The organism is Acinetobacter sp. S4397-1, assembly GCF_024129285.1.
In the GTDB taxonomy this organism is placed as follows: Bacteria; Pseudomonadota; Gammaproteobacteria; order Pseudomonadales; family Moraxellaceae; genus Acinetobacter; species Acinetobacter lwoffii_C.
On the sequence record NZ_JAMXXZ010000020.1, the window covers coordinates 16,697 to 33,104 of the forward strand.

Genomic DNA, 16,408 nt, shown 5'->3' on the forward strand with positions numbered 1-16,408 from the left:
TAGCGTATTTTCTGACTTTAAGCAGCCCCTTCCCTTTTAAAAAACCATCAAGTTTGTATCAAAATAATGGATTGTAAAACCCCAATACAGAGCCTCTACAAAACACAACATTCAGCAACAAGAAACCCCATGTTTTTATGAAAACTCCTGTCATAATGGCTAACAAGAAGATGAGATATCTTTGAATAACTATAATAATAACTGAGAAATACCCCGATTTCATCCCAGTTCTTCCCCCAAAGGCTGGGTATTTTTTTACCTGTTATTTTTACAAAACCTTTCTCAATTAACCATAAAAAAAGCCCCATCAATGGAGCTTTCTTATGTATGTCTTTTAAGGCTGTTTTAAATACGGCCAAGCCGCTTTGAGATAAATAAACATCGACCATAAAGTCAGAATTACTGCCGTATACAGCAGTGCATAGGCCAGCATTTCCAGAGGCGGCCAGTTGAGCAGGAATACACTGATCGCAATCATCTGAAAAGCGGTCTTATATTTTCCGACTGTCGAAACCGCCACACTGGTTCGCGCACCCAGTTCCGCCATCCATTCACGCAATGCCGAGACGGTAATTTCACGGGAAATGATCACGATGGCTGCAAATGCCATAGAGATGGTCGGTTGCCACTGGACCAGTACAATTAAGGCAGCCGCCACCATCAGCTTATCAGCCACCGGGTCCAGAAAACGCCCAAATGCAGAGGTCTGGTTCAAGGTCCTGGCAAGATAGCCATCAAACCAGTCTGTTACTGCCGCAATAACAAAAATCGCAGTAAGAACCAGATGCCGCGTTACATTCGGCTCAGCCCCATAAATCCCCACTGCAGGGGGCCAATAGGCCACCAATAAAAATACCGGAATAAGGACAATACGCGCCAAGGTCAAGATATTAGGAATATTCAGGATACGACCTGTAGTCATAGACACCGCCAATTGTTCCCCTCATGTACGATGAAAATGCACACTTTTTCTGAGGTTTGATCCATCATTGATAGGCCTCACTTTATACGAATTGGCGTGCAGTGTCACTAGGCAAACACGGTCACCGTCTGCCTGGCGATCGCAATCAGACGATTTTCACTATCCCAGAGATAGGCATATTCAGTTGCATAACCGTCTGCTGCATGGTCTGTAAATACTTTATATTTAAACCAATCCTTTAACTGGTGCTGTAACGGATGCACATAAGTAACATTCCAGGTCAGACTGCTGGCAGGTGCCCGTTTTTTAAACATTGGCAGTACCCCAGGCGGCCAAATATCAAAAAGTGCCATTAAATCAGCGAGCTGAAATTTACGGTTGCTATGCTTTTCAGGATGAAACCGGAACCATCCACCAAAATCTGGCCTTGTACTGGCACTGCAAGGCAAATTGACATCTGCCCAGGCCAGCTGAAAATGCTGATAACATTCTGGTAGCTCCTGCTCGCCCGGAAACAGCAACAGTTGCTCAGGCGCTGGATAGTCAGGGGCCTGCGGCATTTGCCGGACCTGAATCTCCGACTCCCGGGCCGCTCCAAAACTGGCAAGCAAAATACTTTGTACGGCCTGATCCTGCCATAAACGCACTTCAATGGTGGTGACAGACCTGCCTTGTCGCAAGATTTCTGCGGTCAAACGGACTTTGGCCTGCTTAACCGGACCTACAAAAGTCACACTGGCATTCAGCAGGCGCTGGCTTGGATCCTGAATGGCCAATACCGCTTTTTGCATCATCATCGCAGCTGCAAGACCACCATACAAAGTGCGTCCCTGTAACCAGCCTTCTGGGAAATCGACCCATTCCTGCTCGGCAATTTGTGCATACAATCCATGTAAAGACATTGTTCTTCCTTAGTGCGTTGATCTCTCTTTATTCTGCCTGGAAAAAGCCACTTGAGAAATGACGGATGACACCCCAGTCAGTGAGCATTTTTGCCCGGGTCGTTCTGGTTTTTTATTCATGCAGGGTCTTGTAAATCATGCGTGCCATCACTGAGCCAAGTCCCGGAACCAGTTGCAGGTCTTTTTCTGAAGCTTTTAATACCCCCTGAATCCCGCCAAAATGGGTCAGTAAATCACGACGGCGTTTAGGCCCTAAGCCCGGAATTACTTCCAGTACGGATGAGCCGCGCTTTTTGTCACGTTTGGCCCGGTGCCGGGTAATGGCAAAACGGTGCGCTTCATCACGCACCTGCTGGATCAGATGTAATGCCTTATGATCTTCCGGAAGCTGAATCTTGCTGCCATCGGTAAAATGCAGGGTTTCCAGACCCGGCTTACGTCCTTCGCCCTTGGATACCCCGATCATGAAGGCATCCAGCCCCAGCTCCTGCATCACCTCCATAGCCATATGCAGCTGACCTTTGCCACCGTCGATCAGCAGTAAATCCGGCAGCATGGCCTTTTTATAACGCCGAGTTAAGGCCTGACGCATGGCCGCATAATCATCACCTTCAGTAATGTCATGAATGGAAAACTGGCGATAATCCCGTTTCCGGGCACCCCCACTGTCAAAAACCACACAGGAGGCCACGGTATCCTCACCCATCGCATGTGAGATATCAAAACACTCAATCCGGTCTACCGGACGACCGACCACCTGCTCTAGCTGATGGAAGCGTTCATTCAGTTCAAAATGATTGGCCAGTCTGCCCCGAATGGCATTCTGCACATTCATTTCGGCTAACTCCAGCCACTCGGCCCGGGTTTCCCGGACTCTGGACTTGATCTGGATTTTTTTGTCAAAATGCTGGGACAATGCGGCTTCCAGCTCCTTGCGATCAGCCACCTCAATATTGACGATCAGTTCTGTCGGAATTTCATCGGCCACCTGAAAATAAAAATTAGCAATAAAGTCTGCCAACATCTGCCCCAGATCATCACTGAGCATGTCCGGAAAATAGCCTTTCCCCCCCAGCATTTTGCCATTACGCACATGCATGATCTGCACACAGGTCACACCGGCCTGAGAGGCAATCGCCAATATATCTGCCTCGCCCTTGACCTTATAAATCGCCTGCTGGGCCTGCACATCACGCAGCAAGGCCATGCGGTCCCGGAAAAATACCGCTTTTTCAAATTCCAGATTTTCTGCCGCAGCTTCCATTTTGGCAATCAGTTCCTGATTCAGCTCCCGGGTATCACCACGCAGGAAACGGATTGAATTATCAACATCTTCCTTATAGTCTTCTGGCGAGATAAAGCCGACACAGGGCGCCGAACAGCGCTTGATCTGATATTGCAGACAAGGCCGGGTACGGTTGGCAAAAAAACTGTTTTCACAGGAGCGGACATTAAACAGTTTTTGCAGAATCACCAAAGTATCACGTGCATTATAGGCACTCGGATAAGGCCCAAAAAACTTGCCGACCTGGTGCTTCCCCTTGCCGCGCCCACTGGCCAGACGCGGATAGGGCTTATCCGCCGAGACAAAAATATAAATATAGGACTTATCATCGCGCAGCATGATGTTATAGGGCGGGCGATGCAACTTGATCAGGTTTTGCTCTAAGAGCAAGGCTTCGGTTTCCGAACGCACGATCAGGGTTTGAATGTCATAAATTCGCGCCACCAGAGCCTGAGTTTTCGGATGATCAATGGTTTTGACAAAATAGCTGGATACCCGGTTTTTCAGGTTTTTGGCTTTTCCCACATACAACAATTCACCATCTTTGCCATACATCCGGTAGACCCCGGGCAAGGTGGTCATATGGGCCAAGATTTTTTCAATATGAGGGCGTGCGTTCTCGTTCACCTAAAACCTATTTTTCACCTGCAATATGCAGATATATGTGATGTTTCTTGTGTCATTTTCAAGCAATAATACAAAATTAGCCAGAACGGGGCAGCTAAATCAACAGATTGAGGCAGAGCGGACAGTTATAAGTCCCCTGCCATGCGGTGATTGCTAAAAGCTATAATTTGCCTGCGCGATCTTTGCTATGCTCAAGCTGTTCTATCTCGAGATGATCCAAGATGACCAGTTCCCCATCCGGTATTCGTATTGTGCAACCTGCGACCTCCAGCCAGAGTCGCGCTGAACGGGACCGCCTGATCGGGAAACCACGTTTTCACTTTGAGCCTGAGTCGGTCATGCAATTCCTACGCGAGCGCATTATTGGACAGGATGCTGCCTTAACTGAAATCGAGAACATGCTGCATGTGGTCAAAGCCGATTTTTCCAGCCCGGAACGACCGCTTTCAGTGACGTTAATGCTCGGCCCTACCGGTGTCGGTAAAACGGAAACCGTACGCCTGATTGCTGAAGCAATTTATGGCCGTCCGGATGCCTTCTGCCGGATTGACATGAATACGCTGGCGCAGGAACATTATGCAGCGGCCCTGACTGGCGCACCACCGGGCTATGTCGGCTCTAAAGAAGGCCATAGCCTGTTTGATGAAATCGCGATTGCCGGCAGTCATACCCGTCCGGGCATCATGCTGTTTGATGAGCTGGAAAAAGCCAGTACCGAAGTGATTCGCGGGCTGATGAATGTGCTGGATACCGGCCGCCTCACCTTGACGGCCGGGACCAAAACCATTGATTTTCGTAACTGTATGATTTTTATGACCAGTAATATCGGGGCACAGGCCGCCCAGCAATATCTGGAAAAACTGACTTATCTGCCACAGAAAATGCAGCAGCTTTGTCTGAAAAAGCTACCGACTCAGCGTATTATTGACCACATCATGCAGCGTCAATTTGATCCAGAATTTCTGAACCGGATTGATCGTACCTTGCACTATCAAGCGGTACAGCAGGATGCCTTGCCGCGTCTGGTTGAAATTGAGCTGGAAAAACTCAACAAACGTCTGCAACATCAGCAGCGTCAGGTACATTTAAGCCCCGCCGCCAAGGCCTATTTTTATCAGGGTCATGACATCCGTTATGGCGCCCGCCATCTGGGCCGTAAAATACGCACAGAATTGGAACCGATTCTGGCCATGTATTTCTTGAAACAGCCAAAACAGTTCGAGCTTTTTTTAGATTGTCATGATGGACAACTACGGATTCTGCCTGCCCCCTCGGAGGATTGATTCCCAGCCGCTCAAACTGATTTAGCAGAGGTTCTTGCCTGATGTGATGCAATCGCCTGCATAAATTGTTCTGGTTTTTTAGGCGAAATTAGCACATATTTTTGCGTATCTGCCTGCATATAAGTAATTTTCAAACGTTTTAAAGATAGCGCCGGAGCTACCTCGGAATAATCCGTGGGCTGGATCTGCTGAATAGCATGCAGCGGAATCTGCCAGCTCAACCACAGGCTTTTAATCGACAGCATATCGTCCTGAACAATATAGCGGGTACTCCATACCGGCCACCAGATCACGACAATCGTCAGTATATAAACAGCACTATGCAGCGGATATTGCAGCAGCGTACCCTTGGCCTGCATGGTCAGTAATAGCTGTATGAGCAGTCCACTCATACAGATGATAAAGGCCAGCAGCCACCAGTCTTTTTTGGAACGAAATATGTGCATCGCTTTCCCCTGTTTCTGTATCTATCTTACACAAAATCAGAGTCCTGTGCTGATGCTTCCCGATCAATAAAAAACGCCCAGATGGGCGTTTTTTATCTTTTAGTTATGGTTTAGGAGAACACATAAGGCCGGATAAAAATCAGGAAGAATATCCCCAGCATCAGGAACCATTTCAGAAAATAGTAGAGCTGGCGGTTTTTGGCCTTTAACGCTTTGGCTTGGATACGAATCTGATAAACATAGGCAAAGGCTTTATTTAAGCCACCGGTCTGGTCTCCGGCCTCATTCGGTGAGCTGGCCGCGGTCATCACCTTTTTACCAAACCAGTGATTAAAAGCTTCCATCCAGCGGGTTTTTAAAGGGCGCTCTACATCGGCGAAAAAAATAATCCGGTTTTGATCGGTCTTATTTTCGGCATAGTGAATATAGGTTTCATCAAATACCACACTCTCGCCATCGCGCCAGGAATAACGTTCACCATCGACATCAATAAAACAGCGGTCATCATTTGGAGTCATTAATCCCAAATGATAACGCAATGAACCGGCATATGGGTCACGATGCCGTACCAGACGGCTGTCTGGCGCCAGTTCGGTAAACATGGCGGCTTTAATGCTGGGCAGGGTTTGCAGCAAGGCGGTGGTTTTTGGACACAGCTCTGCTGCAGACGGATGGGCCGAGTCATACCATTTTAGATAAAAGCGTTTCCAGCCGGTCTTGAAAAATGAGTTAAAGCCGAGATCATCATATTTACTGGAGGCTTTGATGCCCCCCTGTTCATACAGAGCCCGGGCTTCATCACGAATCATTTCCCAGTGTTCATCCAGAACCTGCAAGTCCTTAAAATGCTGGGTATCGATATAAGGCTGATTGGGCACCCTGGAAAACAGGTACATTAAAAAATTGATGGGTGCCAGCAAGGTCGAATGATCAAAAAACTGACGGTAAAATGAATGCCGAACTTTGCCACGGCGTTGTATATATAACGCTGAAATGACGAAAATGGCCAAAATAATCCACTTAAGCATATTAGTATCCAGAAAACTTTAGGCCCCCAACTAGGCACAGGAAAAAACACATGAGTCAAAAAATGTCGGTATTATAACAAAGCGGATCTCTCTGCTAGCACTACACTAATGGAACGCAGTGTCGCGTCTATTTGCATTAGCTGAACTGCATATTTTCTAGCTGAATTGACTTTTTTGACTAAAAAACCACAGAGCGAGTATTTGCAAGCAGCCCGTTCTGGGTTATAAAAATTCAGCCATCCCAATAAAAAAAGTGAAAATGAAACAATAACTTCACTACACTACAATGACGGTTCGCTAGAGCCTGACTGTAACCGCAACTGAACTGGTCGCTAAAAATTGATGACCCTTGCGTCACGGCTTGATACAACTTGTGATGTTCTTTTTGGCTATAGTTATCGTAAGATTGGCGAAGTATAAAAGTGTGCGGGAAATGCGCACTTGCTTCACAACATCAACTTAGAAGTCCTCCAAAATAAAGGAGATCAGGGCATGATCCACGCTGGCAATGCCATTACCGTCCAAATGCTTGAGGACGGAATTGCAGAATTCCGCTTTGACTTACAAGGTGAGTCGGTTAACAAATTCAACCGTGCAACGATTGAAGATTTTAAGGCTGCAATTGAGGCCGTATCTCAGGCTGATATTCAGGGTCTGATTGTGACTTCAGCAAAATCTACGTTTATTGTAGGTGCTGACATCACTGAATTCGGGGCTAACTTCGCACAGGGCGAAGAGGCAATTGTTGACTGGGCGATGCCAGTTCACGAAATCTTCAATAGCTTCGAAGACCTGGATATTCCTAAGGTAGCTGCCATTAACGGCATGGCACTGGGTGGCGGTTTCGAAATGTGCTTGGTCTGTGACTACCGTGTGATGTCAGAACAGGCGCAAGTTGGCCTGCCTGAAATTAAACTGGGAATTTTCCCGGGCTTTGGTGGAACAGTACGTTTAAGCCGTCTAATCGGTATCGACAATGCTGTTGAATGGATGGCAATGGCTGCTCCTAAAAAGCCGGCTGCAGCACTCAAAGATGGTGCCGTGGATGCAGTGGTTGCAGCAGACAAACTGAAAGATGCAGCAATTGACCTGGTGAAACAGGCGATTCATGGCCGTCTGGACTGGAAGGAAAAGCGTCAGGAAAAACTGGACCCAGTGAAGTTGAACATGCTTGAGCAAATGATGGCATTCAACACGGCTAAAGGTGCAGTGCTGGCGAAAGCGAATCCAGCTCAATATCCGGCGCCAAAATTATTGCTTGACTCGCTTCAGGCGGGTGCCAGTCTGCATCGTGACGACGCGCTAAAAATAGAAGCTCAAGGCTTTGCCAAAGCAGCAGTAACACCACAAGCAGGCGCATTGATCGGTCTGTTTCTGAATGACCAAGTGGTGAAAAAAGCCTCTAAGCAACATGAAAAAGGTGCACATCCGGTCAATCAGGCCGCTGTACTGGGCGCTGGTATCATGGGTGGCGGTATTGCTTACCAGGCGGCAAGCAAGGGCACGCCAATCATCATGAAGGATATTGGTAACCCGCAACTGGCACTGGGTATGTCTGAAGCCAACAAACTGCTGACCAAGCAGGTTGAACGCAAAAAGATGAAGCCAGCGCAAATGGGCGAAACTCTGGCGCGTATCCGTCCGACTTTAAGCTATGAAGAGTTTAAAGAAGTGGATATCGTGATTGAGGCAGTTACTGAAAATCCTAAAGTCAAAGAAATCGTTCTCGCAGACACTGAAAAGCATGTCCGTGAAAACACGATTATTGCATCCAACACGTCGACGATTTCAATCACGCGTTTAGCAAAAGCGCTGCAACGTCCTGAAAACTTTGTTGGTATGCACTTCTTTAACCCGGTACACATGATGCCACTGGTTGAAGTGATCCGTGGTGAAAAGACCTCTGAAGAAGCCATTGCAACGACTGTCGTTCTGGCCCAGAAAATGGGTAAAACGCCAATCGTGGTAAATGACTGTCCGGGCTTCCTGGTAAACCGCGTCCTATTCCCTTACTTCGGTGCGTTTGACCTGTTACTGAAAGACGGTGCAGACTTCCAGCAAATCGATAAAGTTATGGAAAAATTCGGCTGGCCAATGGGTCCTGCTTACCTGATGGACGTGGTCGGTATCGACACGGGCGTACATGGTGCAGAAGTCATGGCCGAAGGTTTCCCTGACCGTATGAAGCCAGATTACAAAGGTTCTATCCAGACCATGTATGAAGCAAAACGTCTGGGTCAGAAAAATGATGTCGGTTTCTACAAATACGAACTCGACCGTAAAGGCAAAAAAGCTAAGACTGTTGATCCAACAGCATATGACGTAATTGCTCCGGTGGTATCAGGTGAAAAACGCGAATTTGATGCTCAGGAAATTATTGACCGTATGATGCTGGCCCTGTGCAACGAAACAGTACGTTGTCTGGAAGATAACATCGTGGCGACCCCTGCTGAAGCGGATATGGCGATGATCATGGGTATTGGTTTCCCTCCATTCCGTGGTGGTCCATGCCGTTATATCGACCAGACAGGTGTTGCTGAATACGTGGCACTTTGCGACAAGTATGCACATCTTGGTAAGGCTTATGAAGCGCCGCAAATGTTGCGTGACATGGCTGCTAACAATAAAAAATTCTACGGTTAAGGAGTGACGTGAATGGCTACTTTAAATCCACGTGACGTTGTGATTGTTGATGGCGTACGTACGGCCATGGGCAAATCGAAAAACGGTATGTTCCGCAATGTACGTGCCGACAGCATGTCAGCTGAACTTATCCGTGCGTTGATGGTTCGTAACGAATTCGACCCGAATGAAGTTGAAGACGTGATCTGGGGCTGTGTAAACCAGACTCTGGAACAAGGGATGAACATTGCGCGTAACATCGCATTGTTGGCCGACCTTCCTAAGACTGTTGCAGGTCAGACCGTAAACCGTCTGTGTGGTTCTTCTATGCAGGCGATCCATACTGCGGCTGCTCAGATTGCCACTAACCAGGGTGATATTTTCATCATTGGTGGTGTAGAGCACATGGGCCACGTTGGCATGATGCACGGCATCGACCTGAACCCTGCTGCATCTAAGCACTATGCAAAAGCCTCAAACATGATGGGCTTAACGGCTGAAATGCTAGGTCGCATGAACGGCATTACTCGTGAAGAACAGGATGCGTTTGGTGTTGAATCACACCGCCGTGCCTGGGCTGCAACTGAAAATGGTCTGTTCCAGAACGAGATCGTAGGCATTGAAGGTCATAATGCTGACGGTTACAAAGTTCTGTGCGATATTGATGAAGTGATCCGTCCGGATGCCAACATCGAAACTTTCCGTGCTTTACGTCCAGTATTCGACCCTAAAGGCGGTACAGTAACTGCTGCAACGTCTTCAGCATTGTCAGACGGTGCATCGGCTATGTTGCTGATGTCTGCTGAACGTGCTCAAGCTTTGGGTCTGAAACCACGTGCAGTGATTCGCTCTATGGCAGTTGCAGGCTGTGATGCTGCGATCATGGGTTATGGCCCGGTTCCGGCAACACAAAAAGCATTGAAACGTGCTGGTCTGACGATTGAAGATATTCAAACTGTTGAGTTGAACGAAGCCTTTGCTGCACAAGGTCTGTCTGTACTTAAAGGCTTAGGGCTGTACGAGAAACAGAACATCGTGAACCTGAATGGTGGTGCGATTGCATTAGGTCACCCGTTGGGCTGTTCTGGCGCGCGTATTACCACTTCTCTCCTAAACATCATGGAACAGCAAGATACTCAAATCGGTCTTGCGACGATGTGTATTGGTTTGGGTCAAGGTATTGCAACAGTGATCGAACGTGTTTAATTTTTAAATACGTAGATAAAAGAGAACCCCGCTGAATGCGGGGTTTTTTGAAACAATTTGATACATCTATAGAGTATCTACTCCAATATGTATACTTTTCAAACCATCATTTGATGTTATATTTAGTATACAAATTTTCTTAGAGTAGACTTATGCAACGTACATTTCATAGCATGGATTGGAATGAGTTAAATCAAGTTCCTTGCGAAATCTTACGGGGAACTGACGCCAATAACAAACTTATTGAGCTAGGACTTGATATTACGAGTGAATTACAACTTGCTTTTAGATTATCTAACAATGGATATGCGCTTCGCAAAAAAAAGAATCCAGGTCGTGCTATGGGGCGATGGGGTGATATCTGTGAACATGCAGATACTATTTTAGAACCATTGGGATGGTCTTTAATTCGTAATAATAATCAACCTTGTCTTGTTAACTCTGAGAAAAATTTACAGTTAATATTTATGTCACCAAATGATGAGGCTTTTAGTAATGAATTAAATGTCATCACCTCAAAGTGCCATAAAGGTCATGCAACCGAGCTAAAATTATTAGCCAATAAATCTCATTATGCGGACGAGAATTTTTTCAGAACTTTCATTGTTTACTATCAACCAAGCAATCTAATTGACACTGAAAATAGTAGTTTTCTACCCTTTGAGATCGCATACGCTACTGGCATATATAAAGTATCTGCTGAAGGTGAAAAAACCAAATGCTACCCTATTAATCATACATTAAGATTAATTATGTCTGACTCTCCACATGCTCCTGAAGCATATGAAGCACCAATTCCGGATGAGAATAATCCGATTACCGAAGATGACTTCGGAGACTTACAAGCTATTTAACGTTTATAAGTTAAATAATTTGCTTTAATGAGAATTTGTATGTACCAACTTGACCGTATTAAAGCCGCGCAAAATTTGCGCGGTTTCAGTCATTCAAAAACAGCTGAAGCTTTAGATATTCCATTAGCTACTTTTAAAAAGTACTTAAGTGGAGAAAGAACGTTACCTTATGATTTTTGGAAAAAAGCTTCTCAACTTTTTAATGTCCCACTCTCTTATTTCGATGTTAAAAACTCAACGGATTTTAATATGTCCGAAGTTAATTTTAGGGCTAGAGCAAGGATTAAAGCCTCCTATTCAAATGCTATAGCTGAATATATCTCTTTAGCGGAATCAATTAGCCTATATTTTGCAAGAAATATTAAAAACCTTCCTATTTTTAATATTTTAGATGACTACAACCTAGATCCTGATAGTGAAGATTCTCCAGAAATAGCAGCTTTGCGTGTAAGAAGTGAATGGGGATTAGGTGTACAGCCTATCAACAATATAATCTCATTATTAGAGATTAAAGGCATTAAAGTTTTTTCGCTTCCTTTAAATGTTCGAGAGGTAGATGCTTTATCTATTTCATTGGACGGTCAACCATTTGTTTTACTAGATACCTTTAAATCTGCTGAGAGAACTAGATTTGATGCCGCTCATGAGTTGGCTCATATTTTTCTGCATATTTACGATACACAAACTCCAAATGATGATGTCGATTACAAAAAGCGAGAAAGTGAAGCCGATCGCTTTGCATCATGTTTTTTAATGCCTGATGAGAGTTTTCTCTCTTTAGCCCCTAAAGAAATGAGTATCACCAATATGCTTAAGTACAAAAGTTATTGGCGAGTTTCACTTCAAGCGATTAATTATAAATCTCACAAACTAAATCTTCTTACAGATTGGGTTTACAGAAGTAATTGCATGAAAATCAACTCATTAGGCTACCATAAAAATGAGCCTTACCCGACTCACCATGATCACTCTGTTTTATATTTAAAACTACTTAAATTATTAGATGCTAAGGGTGGATTCTCTATAAATGTAATGTTAGATGAAATAGGTATTTCTAAAGATGATTTTAATAATCTAACTTTTAACTCTCTTGATGCCTTTATAGAGTACAAAAACTCTAAGAAACCAAAATTAAGGATTGTCCAATAAAGCTCTTCGGAGCTTTTTTATTTAAATCAAAATGTTATCCCTTTGTAAAATTGGTTTATTTTTCCACCATTAAAATCTTAATTGTGAATCACTTAAATTTTATACGCGTATGATCAAGCCTCTTTTTTCCTACTTCTTTAAGGGGTTTATATGAATATGCTGAAAACAATGATCGCGACTGCAATCGTAGCAACTTCTGTATCTGCAATGGCAACTGAAGCTCAAGTAGCACCTGCTGCTACAACAACTACAGTTCAAACTGTTGCTAAAGAAGCTGTTGCACCTGTGCAAGCAAAAGTTGAAGCTGCTCAAACTACTGCTACAGAAGCAAAACAAGCAACTGAAGCGAAAGTTGAAACAGTAAAAGCTGAAACAACTACTCAAGTAGAAAATGCACAAGCCACCGCAGAACAAAAAGTTGAAGCTGCAAAAACAGAAGTAGCAGAAGCAAAAGACGCAACTGTTGAAACTGCTGCTGAAGTAAAAGAAACTATTACTGAAAAAGCCGAAGCGACTCAAGCCGAAGTAAAAGCTGAGAAAAAAGGCTGGTTCTCTTGGTTTAAAAAAGCAGCTTAAGAATTTTTAAGCATAAAAAAGATGTCTGCCTGACATCTTTTTTTGTTTTGGAGGATTTAATTTATGTTCAGGAATTAAAACTTAATTTTATTTAAACCTTTTGCGCCAGCATGGTGGCAAAGCGCTGTTTAATCCGATGGCCCTGTTCATCTACACGGTGTAACTCACCAATATCTTCATTGTATTTCACCAGATTCCAGCCTTCATAATAAGCACTGAGCTGTCCCGGTTTAAAACTAAATGGAAAGTCTGGCTGTACCGGAATATCGTCTGTATCCATGGCACAGACAATCAGGTTATAACCACCCGGCACGGTGGCCTGCTGCATTTGTGCGATCAACGGCGGAATGGTTTTTGCCTCAAGGAACATCATCACCACAGTACAGTAGATCAAGTCATATTGGCCTGTAATGCGGGTATCTGTGTTGAGATCGCGACGCTGGATCTGCAAGTGATCAATTTGCTCCGTTTGTACAATTTGTCTCAAGGTCTGCAAACTGTTTTCGTTAACATCCCAGGCATCGACTTTAAAGCCGTTCTGGCTTAGATAAAGCGCATTACGTCCTGTACCGCAGCCGATATCCAGCGCACGACCGCCCTGTAAATAGGGCATGGCAGCCAGCACTTCAGAATGGGTAGGATTCAACTGATATTTCTTGCTGAAATAATCATCAGGCCGGCAATAAAAACGCAGCTGGCATTCGACATCCTCGCTGGCAGAAATAATCTTGTGCCAAGCCTCAGGTTCAATAAATGGTGGTTGCTGCTCTGGTGTAAACACATGTTCAGATTGCACCTTACCCGATTCTTCCAGCATGGCAAAATGTAGCTTACCTTTTAAGACTGTCAGTTTTGCCCAGGTACCTGCTTTGGTGTTGTGCTGATTCTTGAAACCCTGAGGAATACTCTGCTGTGTCCAGACCGGAAGTTCCTTATAACAAATGAGTTCTTGCATCAATCTCGTCCTCCATCTCATGCATGCGCCGCCTGTCATGCTTCTAGCGACGGGTTTATGGAGTTCAGCATAGCCTGTTCAGGCCGGAATGAAAATCATGCTTATGTACGCTGTGCTGATACAGCAGCAAGATACAGACCACACCTGAAAAATAAAAAAGCTGCCTAGATCGACAGCTTGGGTGTAGGTAGATCATAAATAGGAGGCTTGGACTAATGTAGTAGTTCTGACTGTAGCCAGCGCATATAATTTTCCTGATCCATAAAATCCGGTGCGCCTCCCAGATCCAGACTGAAATATTGCTGGTTAAACTGGATTACAATCTGTTCGGTATAGTGCCAGTCCTCAATCAGCTTAAAATATTGATTCAAGAAAAATCGGCTCCTGCCTTCATTATTTAAACTTTGTAGTTTTGGACATATTTTATTTGCGACAAACTCACTGTACACCTGCTGAATATCAGCAAAAACCTGAATTGTTTGCATGACTCACCTGCTTAAATGTTATGTCGTGATCTGTGCGACATATTCAATTTAAGCACTGAGTTTGAACAGCAGATGACAGTCATGTGGCAATCCTGTGATTACCTACAGGGCTATAGCTTGTTTTCAACCGCTTTCTGGTTGGCGCTCGCAACTTGTTGCATCTGCCTGTTCAAGTCCAGCATGTCCTTGTACAGCGCATTAAACTCTTTCACCGCTTTATCCTCATAGAACATAAAAATCTGATTTTTCTTTTGCCATTTATGTTGTTTTAATAAAGCAAAAAGCGCATCCGCCTTAGCTAGGCTCTGTTTTTCTATTTCAAAAATCACATGAGCATTACTGTTTTGCTGACTATCTTTCAGATTCTGGGTCAGTTGTTGGCGATAACGATTTTTAATATCCAGTTGCTGAGCCTTATCAATCAGCTCGGCATCACGTTGCTGAATTTTCTGCTGATAATCATTCACGATCTGATGTACCTGCTTGAGCATCGCCTCAGTGTCTGTATACCCCTGCGTCTGGTCCTGGGCTAAGCGGTCAATATTCAGAAAATTCTGCCAGTTGGCTGCCTTCAGTTCACGCAAATACTGGTTGCGCTCCTCGGCACTGTCACGCAGTTGGCCCAGTACAAATTCAGCCATGATGGCATAATCACCATCTAGCCGCTCATCTTCAATTTCCAGCTGGATGGGTGTAGACCAGTTTTGTGCCTGCTCTGCAATCTGCTGTGTTTTTTCTTCCAGCACCATTTCATATTCGGCCAGCTCAGCCTGATTTTTTTGTTGTACTGAATATTGATAAAATAGCCCGATAAAAATAGCCAGGGTCGCACCGGCTAAAATCATAAAAACACGCGGCATGCACACGCTCCAGGTCTGGGATTCAGATCTTGTTTCTTCAATACACTATGCTCATTTTTCAGGCAGAATTCAAGACCGATGAATTTTCTTGTATGTTCAACGACCCTTAGGCAGCATGATTTTGAGAGACAAAAGAAAGGAGTTCTCTCTTTATCCCTCATGCAACACAGTACCGCTGAAGGAAGCGGCCTGAATGATTATCGAAAGGTAAAAGGCAGGCTGATGTTAAGCTGGTTGGGATGAAACTGCTCCCGTACAATCTGCACCGTAGTGGCATTTGCATCAATTCCAAAAGGCTGCAAGATGGTATACAGGCCCTTTCTGGGATCGGCAGATTGTAGTCCTGCTGCCACCACCAGAACATATTCCCGGAACACCACGGGTAGGCTGTCAAGATCAGGCTTGGGCGCTGCACGAACCACATCAATGCTTCCGGCAAAGTCGGCATCGACGCTATAACTTTGAATATCACGTTCGACTTTCATCAGATAACGGTTTAATGCATCCCGCTGACTGGCTTCTTCCTGATAAGGAATAATTTCGGTCATGGCGCGTAGCTCTGGCTCTGCCATCACAATTAAGGTGGGAAGAACCACAGAAGCGGAACTTACAGGAGCAGCCTGGGTGAATGTAGCCGTACCTGCGACAAGCGCAAGCAAGCTGAGGTTTAAAGCTTTTAAGAGAGTCATCATTCATACCCCTCGGATAGAAAAGTAAAAAATATCTGACTTTTATCTTACAAACTTTATGCCGTGATATTGTTAAGTCTGATAAACGGTCATTCGACTGAGTATGACAGGCCTATAAACAGTCTAGCCAACTGACTCTGCGTATGAGACCCCTGCATACAGACAGAAAAATACATCAGGCACAGACAAAAAAAATCCCCAAATTTAGTTTGGGGATTTTTTTTGAATATGGTGGCGAGACCCAGGATCGAACTGGGGACACACGGATTTTCAATCCGTTGCTCTACCGACTGAGCTATCACGCCGATGCGGTGTATTAAGCCGTATCTGGACCCATTAGTCAATCAAAATTATGAAAAAAATGATTGAGTGGGTGAATTTTAATCTAAAAAAAATCCCTGATGGGATCAGGGATTGAAAACTTTAAATTTGTTTTTGAATATGGTGGCGAGACCCAGGATCGAACTGGGGACACACGGATTTTCAATCCGTTGCTCTACCGACTGAGCTATCACGCCA

15 protein-coding genes and 2 tRNA genes are annotated in these 16,408 nt (G+C 44.8%); 6 read left to right on the forward strand and 11 right to left on the reverse strand.

Annotated features, from left to right (window positions below; translation table 11 throughout):
- Nucleotides 1-334 precede the first annotated feature (334 nt).
- The 3 genes from pgsA to uvrC all read right to left on the reverse strand — a co-directional run bounded on the left by pgsA (nucleotide 335) and on the right by uvrC (nucleotide 3,736).
- A complete protein-coding gene (gene pgsA, locus NI467_RS10280; protein WP_253152785.1) occupies nucleotides 335-922 on the reverse strand; it encodes a CDP-diacylglycerol--glycerol-3-phosphate 3-phosphatidyltransferase in 588 nt (195 codons plus the stop codon).
- A 107-nt stretch (nucleotides 923-1,029) separates the two neighbouring features.
- On the reverse strand, nucleotides 1,030-1,824 hold the full coding sequence (locus NI467_RS10285) for a thioesterase family protein (protein ID WP_151207590.1): 795 nt from the start codon (nucleotides 1,822-1,824) through the stop codon (nucleotides 1,030-1,032).
- Nucleotides 1,825-1,936: 112 nt separating this feature from the next.
- Nucleotides 1,937-3,736: an excinuclease ABC subunit UvrC gene (uvrC, locus tag NI467_RS10290; protein ID WP_253152787.1), complete on the reverse strand. Its 1,800-nt coding sequence runs from the start codon at nucleotides 3,734-3,736 to the stop codon at nucleotides 1,937-1,939.
- Between the two features lie 221 nt (nucleotides 3,737-3,957).
- Between uvrC and NI467_RS10295 the strand changes: the two genes are divergently transcribed.
- Nucleotides 3,958-5,019: an AAA family ATPase gene (locus NI467_RS10295; RefSeq protein WP_253152788.1), complete on the forward strand. Its 1,062-nt coding sequence runs from the start codon at nucleotides 3,958-3,960 to the stop codon at nucleotides 5,017-5,019.
- A gap of 11 nt (nucleotides 5,020-5,030) precedes the next feature.
- Here the strand turns inward: NI467_RS10295 and NI467_RS10300 are convergent, their stop codons facing one another.
- Complete coding sequence (locus tag NI467_RS10300) at nucleotides 5,031-5,465, reverse strand: PH domain-containing protein (protein WP_253152791.1); 435 nt, start codon at nucleotides 5,463-5,465, stop codon at nucleotides 5,031-5,033.
- 110 nt (nucleotides 5,466-5,575) lie between these two features.
- On the reverse strand, nucleotides 5,576-6,493 hold the full coding sequence (lpxO, locus tag NI467_RS10305; RefSeq protein WP_151204960.1) for a lipid A hydroxylase LpxO: 918 nt from the start codon (nucleotides 6,491-6,493) through the stop codon (nucleotides 5,576-5,578).
- 492 nt (nucleotides 6,494-6,985) lie between these two features.
- Between lpxO and fadB the strand changes: the two genes are divergently transcribed.
- From fadB to NI467_RS10330, 5 genes are all read left to right on the forward strand, one after another.
- Nucleotides 6,986-9,136 (forward strand): fatty acid oxidation complex subunit alpha FadB, encoded by a 2,151-nt coding sequence (gene fadB, locus NI467_RS10310; RefSeq protein ID WP_151204959.1) that lies wholly within the window; start codon nucleotides 6,986-6,988, stop codon nucleotides 9,134-9,136.
- 12 nt (nucleotides 9,137-9,148) lie between these two features.
- Nucleotides 9,149-10,321, forward strand: coding sequence for an acetyl-CoA C-acyltransferase FadA (gene fadA, locus NI467_RS10315; protein WP_151204958.1), 1,173 nt, complete (start codon nucleotides 9,149-9,151; stop codon nucleotides 10,319-10,321).
- A gap of 152 nt (nucleotides 10,322-10,473) precedes the next feature.
- Nucleotides 10,474-11,175 (forward strand): hypothetical protein, encoded by a 702-nt coding sequence (locus NI467_RS10320; protein ID WP_253152793.1) that lies wholly within the window; start codon nucleotides 10,474-10,476, stop codon nucleotides 11,173-11,175.
- Between the two features lie 39 nt (nucleotides 11,176-11,214).
- Complete coding sequence (locus NI467_RS10325) at nucleotides 11,215-12,324, forward strand: ImmA/IrrE family metallo-endopeptidase (RefSeq protein WP_253152795.1); 1,110 nt, start codon at nucleotides 11,215-11,217, stop codon at nucleotides 12,322-12,324.
- 150 nt (nucleotides 12,325-12,474) lie between these two features.
- The gene (locus tag NI467_RS10330) at nucleotides 12,475-12,900 is read left to right on the forward strand and encodes a hypothetical protein (RefSeq protein ID WP_253152797.1); all 426 of its coding nucleotides are present in this window, start codon (nucleotides 12,475-12,477) and stop codon (nucleotides 12,898-12,900) included.
- Between the two features lie 91 nt (nucleotides 12,901-12,991).
- Here NI467_RS10330 and tehB read toward each other — a convergent pair whose 3' ends face one another.
- The 6 genes from tehB to NI467_RS10360 form a co-directional block, all read right to left on the reverse strand.
- Complete coding sequence (gene tehB / locus NI467_RS10335; RefSeq protein WP_151204954.1) at nucleotides 12,992-13,855, reverse strand: SAM-dependent methyltransferase TehB; 864 nt, start codon at nucleotides 13,853-13,855, stop codon at nucleotides 12,992-12,994.
- 212 nt (nucleotides 13,856-14,067) lie between these two features.
- A complete protein-coding gene (locus tag NI467_RS10340; RefSeq protein WP_151204953.1) occupies nucleotides 14,068-14,340 on the reverse strand; it encodes a hypothetical protein in 273 nt (90 codons plus the stop codon).
- A gap of 110 nt (nucleotides 14,341-14,450) precedes the next feature.
- On the reverse strand, nucleotides 14,451-15,200 hold the full coding sequence (locus NI467_RS10345) for a hypothetical protein (protein ID WP_253152799.1): 750 nt from the start codon (nucleotides 15,198-15,200) through the stop codon (nucleotides 14,451-14,453).
- Nucleotides 15,201-15,397: 197 nt separating this feature from the next.
- The gene (locus NI467_RS10350; protein WP_253152855.1) at nucleotides 15,398-15,889 is read right to left on the reverse strand and encodes a hypothetical protein; all 492 of its coding nucleotides are present in this window, start codon (nucleotides 15,887-15,889) and stop codon (nucleotides 15,398-15,400) included.
- 229 nt (nucleotides 15,890-16,118) lie between these two features.
- A tRNA-Phe gene (locus NI467_RS10355) sits at nucleotides 16,119-16,194 on the reverse strand.
- Between the two features lie 137 nt (nucleotides 16,195-16,331).
- Nucleotides 16,332-16,407: transfer RNA gene (locus NI467_RS10360), tRNA-Phe, on the reverse strand.
- Nucleotide 16,408 lies beyond the last annotated feature (1 nt).

What these genes read in the sequence shown, in the direction of transcription:
- NI467_RS10320 (WP_253152793.1), top strand. Translation starts at nt 10,474, where the DNA reads ATGCAACGTACATTTCATAGCATGGATTGGAATGAGTTAAATCAAGTT.
- NI467_RS10300 (WP_253152791.1), bottom strand. Translation starts at nt 5,465, where the DNA reads ATGCACATATTTCGTTCCAAAAAAGACTGGTGGCTGCTGGCCTTTATC.
- pgsA (WP_253152785.1), bottom strand. Translation starts at nt 922, where the DNA reads ATGACTACAGGTCGTATCCTGAATATTCCTAATATCTTGACCTTGGCG.
- NI467_RS10285 (WP_151207590.1), bottom strand. Translation starts at nt 1,824, where the DNA reads ATGTCTTTACATGGATTGTATGCACAAATTGCCGAGCAGGAATGGGTC.
- NI467_RS10350 (WP_253152855.1), bottom strand. Translation starts at nt 15,889, where the DNA reads ATGACTCTCTTAAAAGCTTTAAACCTCAGCTTGCTTGCGCTTGTCGCA.
- NI467_RS10295 (WP_253152788.1), top strand. Translation starts at nt 3,958, where the DNA reads ATGACCAGTTCCCCATCCGGTATTCGTATTGTGCAACCTGCGACCTCC.
- lpxO (WP_151204960.1), bottom strand. Translation starts at nt 6,493, where the DNA reads ATGCTTAAGTGGATTATTTTGGCCATTTTCGTCATTTCAGCGTTATAT.
- NI467_RS10325 (WP_253152795.1), top strand. Translation starts at nt 11,215, where the DNA reads ATGTACCAACTTGACCGTATTAAAGCCGCGCAAAATTTGCGCGGTTTC.
- fadA (WP_151204958.1), top strand. Translation starts at nt 9,149, where the DNA reads ATGGCTACTTTAAATCCACGTGACGTTGTGATTGTTGATGGCGTACGT.
- NI467_RS10345 (WP_253152799.1), bottom strand. Translation starts at nt 15,200, where the DNA reads ATGCCGCGTGTTTTTATGATTTTAGCCGGTGCGACCCTGGCTATTTTT.
- NI467_RS10330 (WP_253152797.1), top strand. Translation starts at nt 12,475, where the DNA reads ATGAATATGCTGAAAACAATGATCGCGACTGCAATCGTAGCAACTTCT.
- NI467_RS10340 (WP_151204953.1), bottom strand. Translation starts at nt 14,340, where the DNA reads ATGCAAACAATTCAGGTTTTTGCTGATATTCAGCAGGTGTACAGTGAG.
- tehB (WP_151204954.1), bottom strand. Translation starts at nt 13,855, where the DNA reads ATGCAAGAACTCATTTGTTATAAGGAACTTCCGGTCTGGACACAGCAG.
- fadB (WP_151204959.1), top strand. Translation starts at nt 6,986, where the DNA reads ATGATCCACGCTGGCAATGCCATTACCGTCCAAATGCTTGAGGACGGA.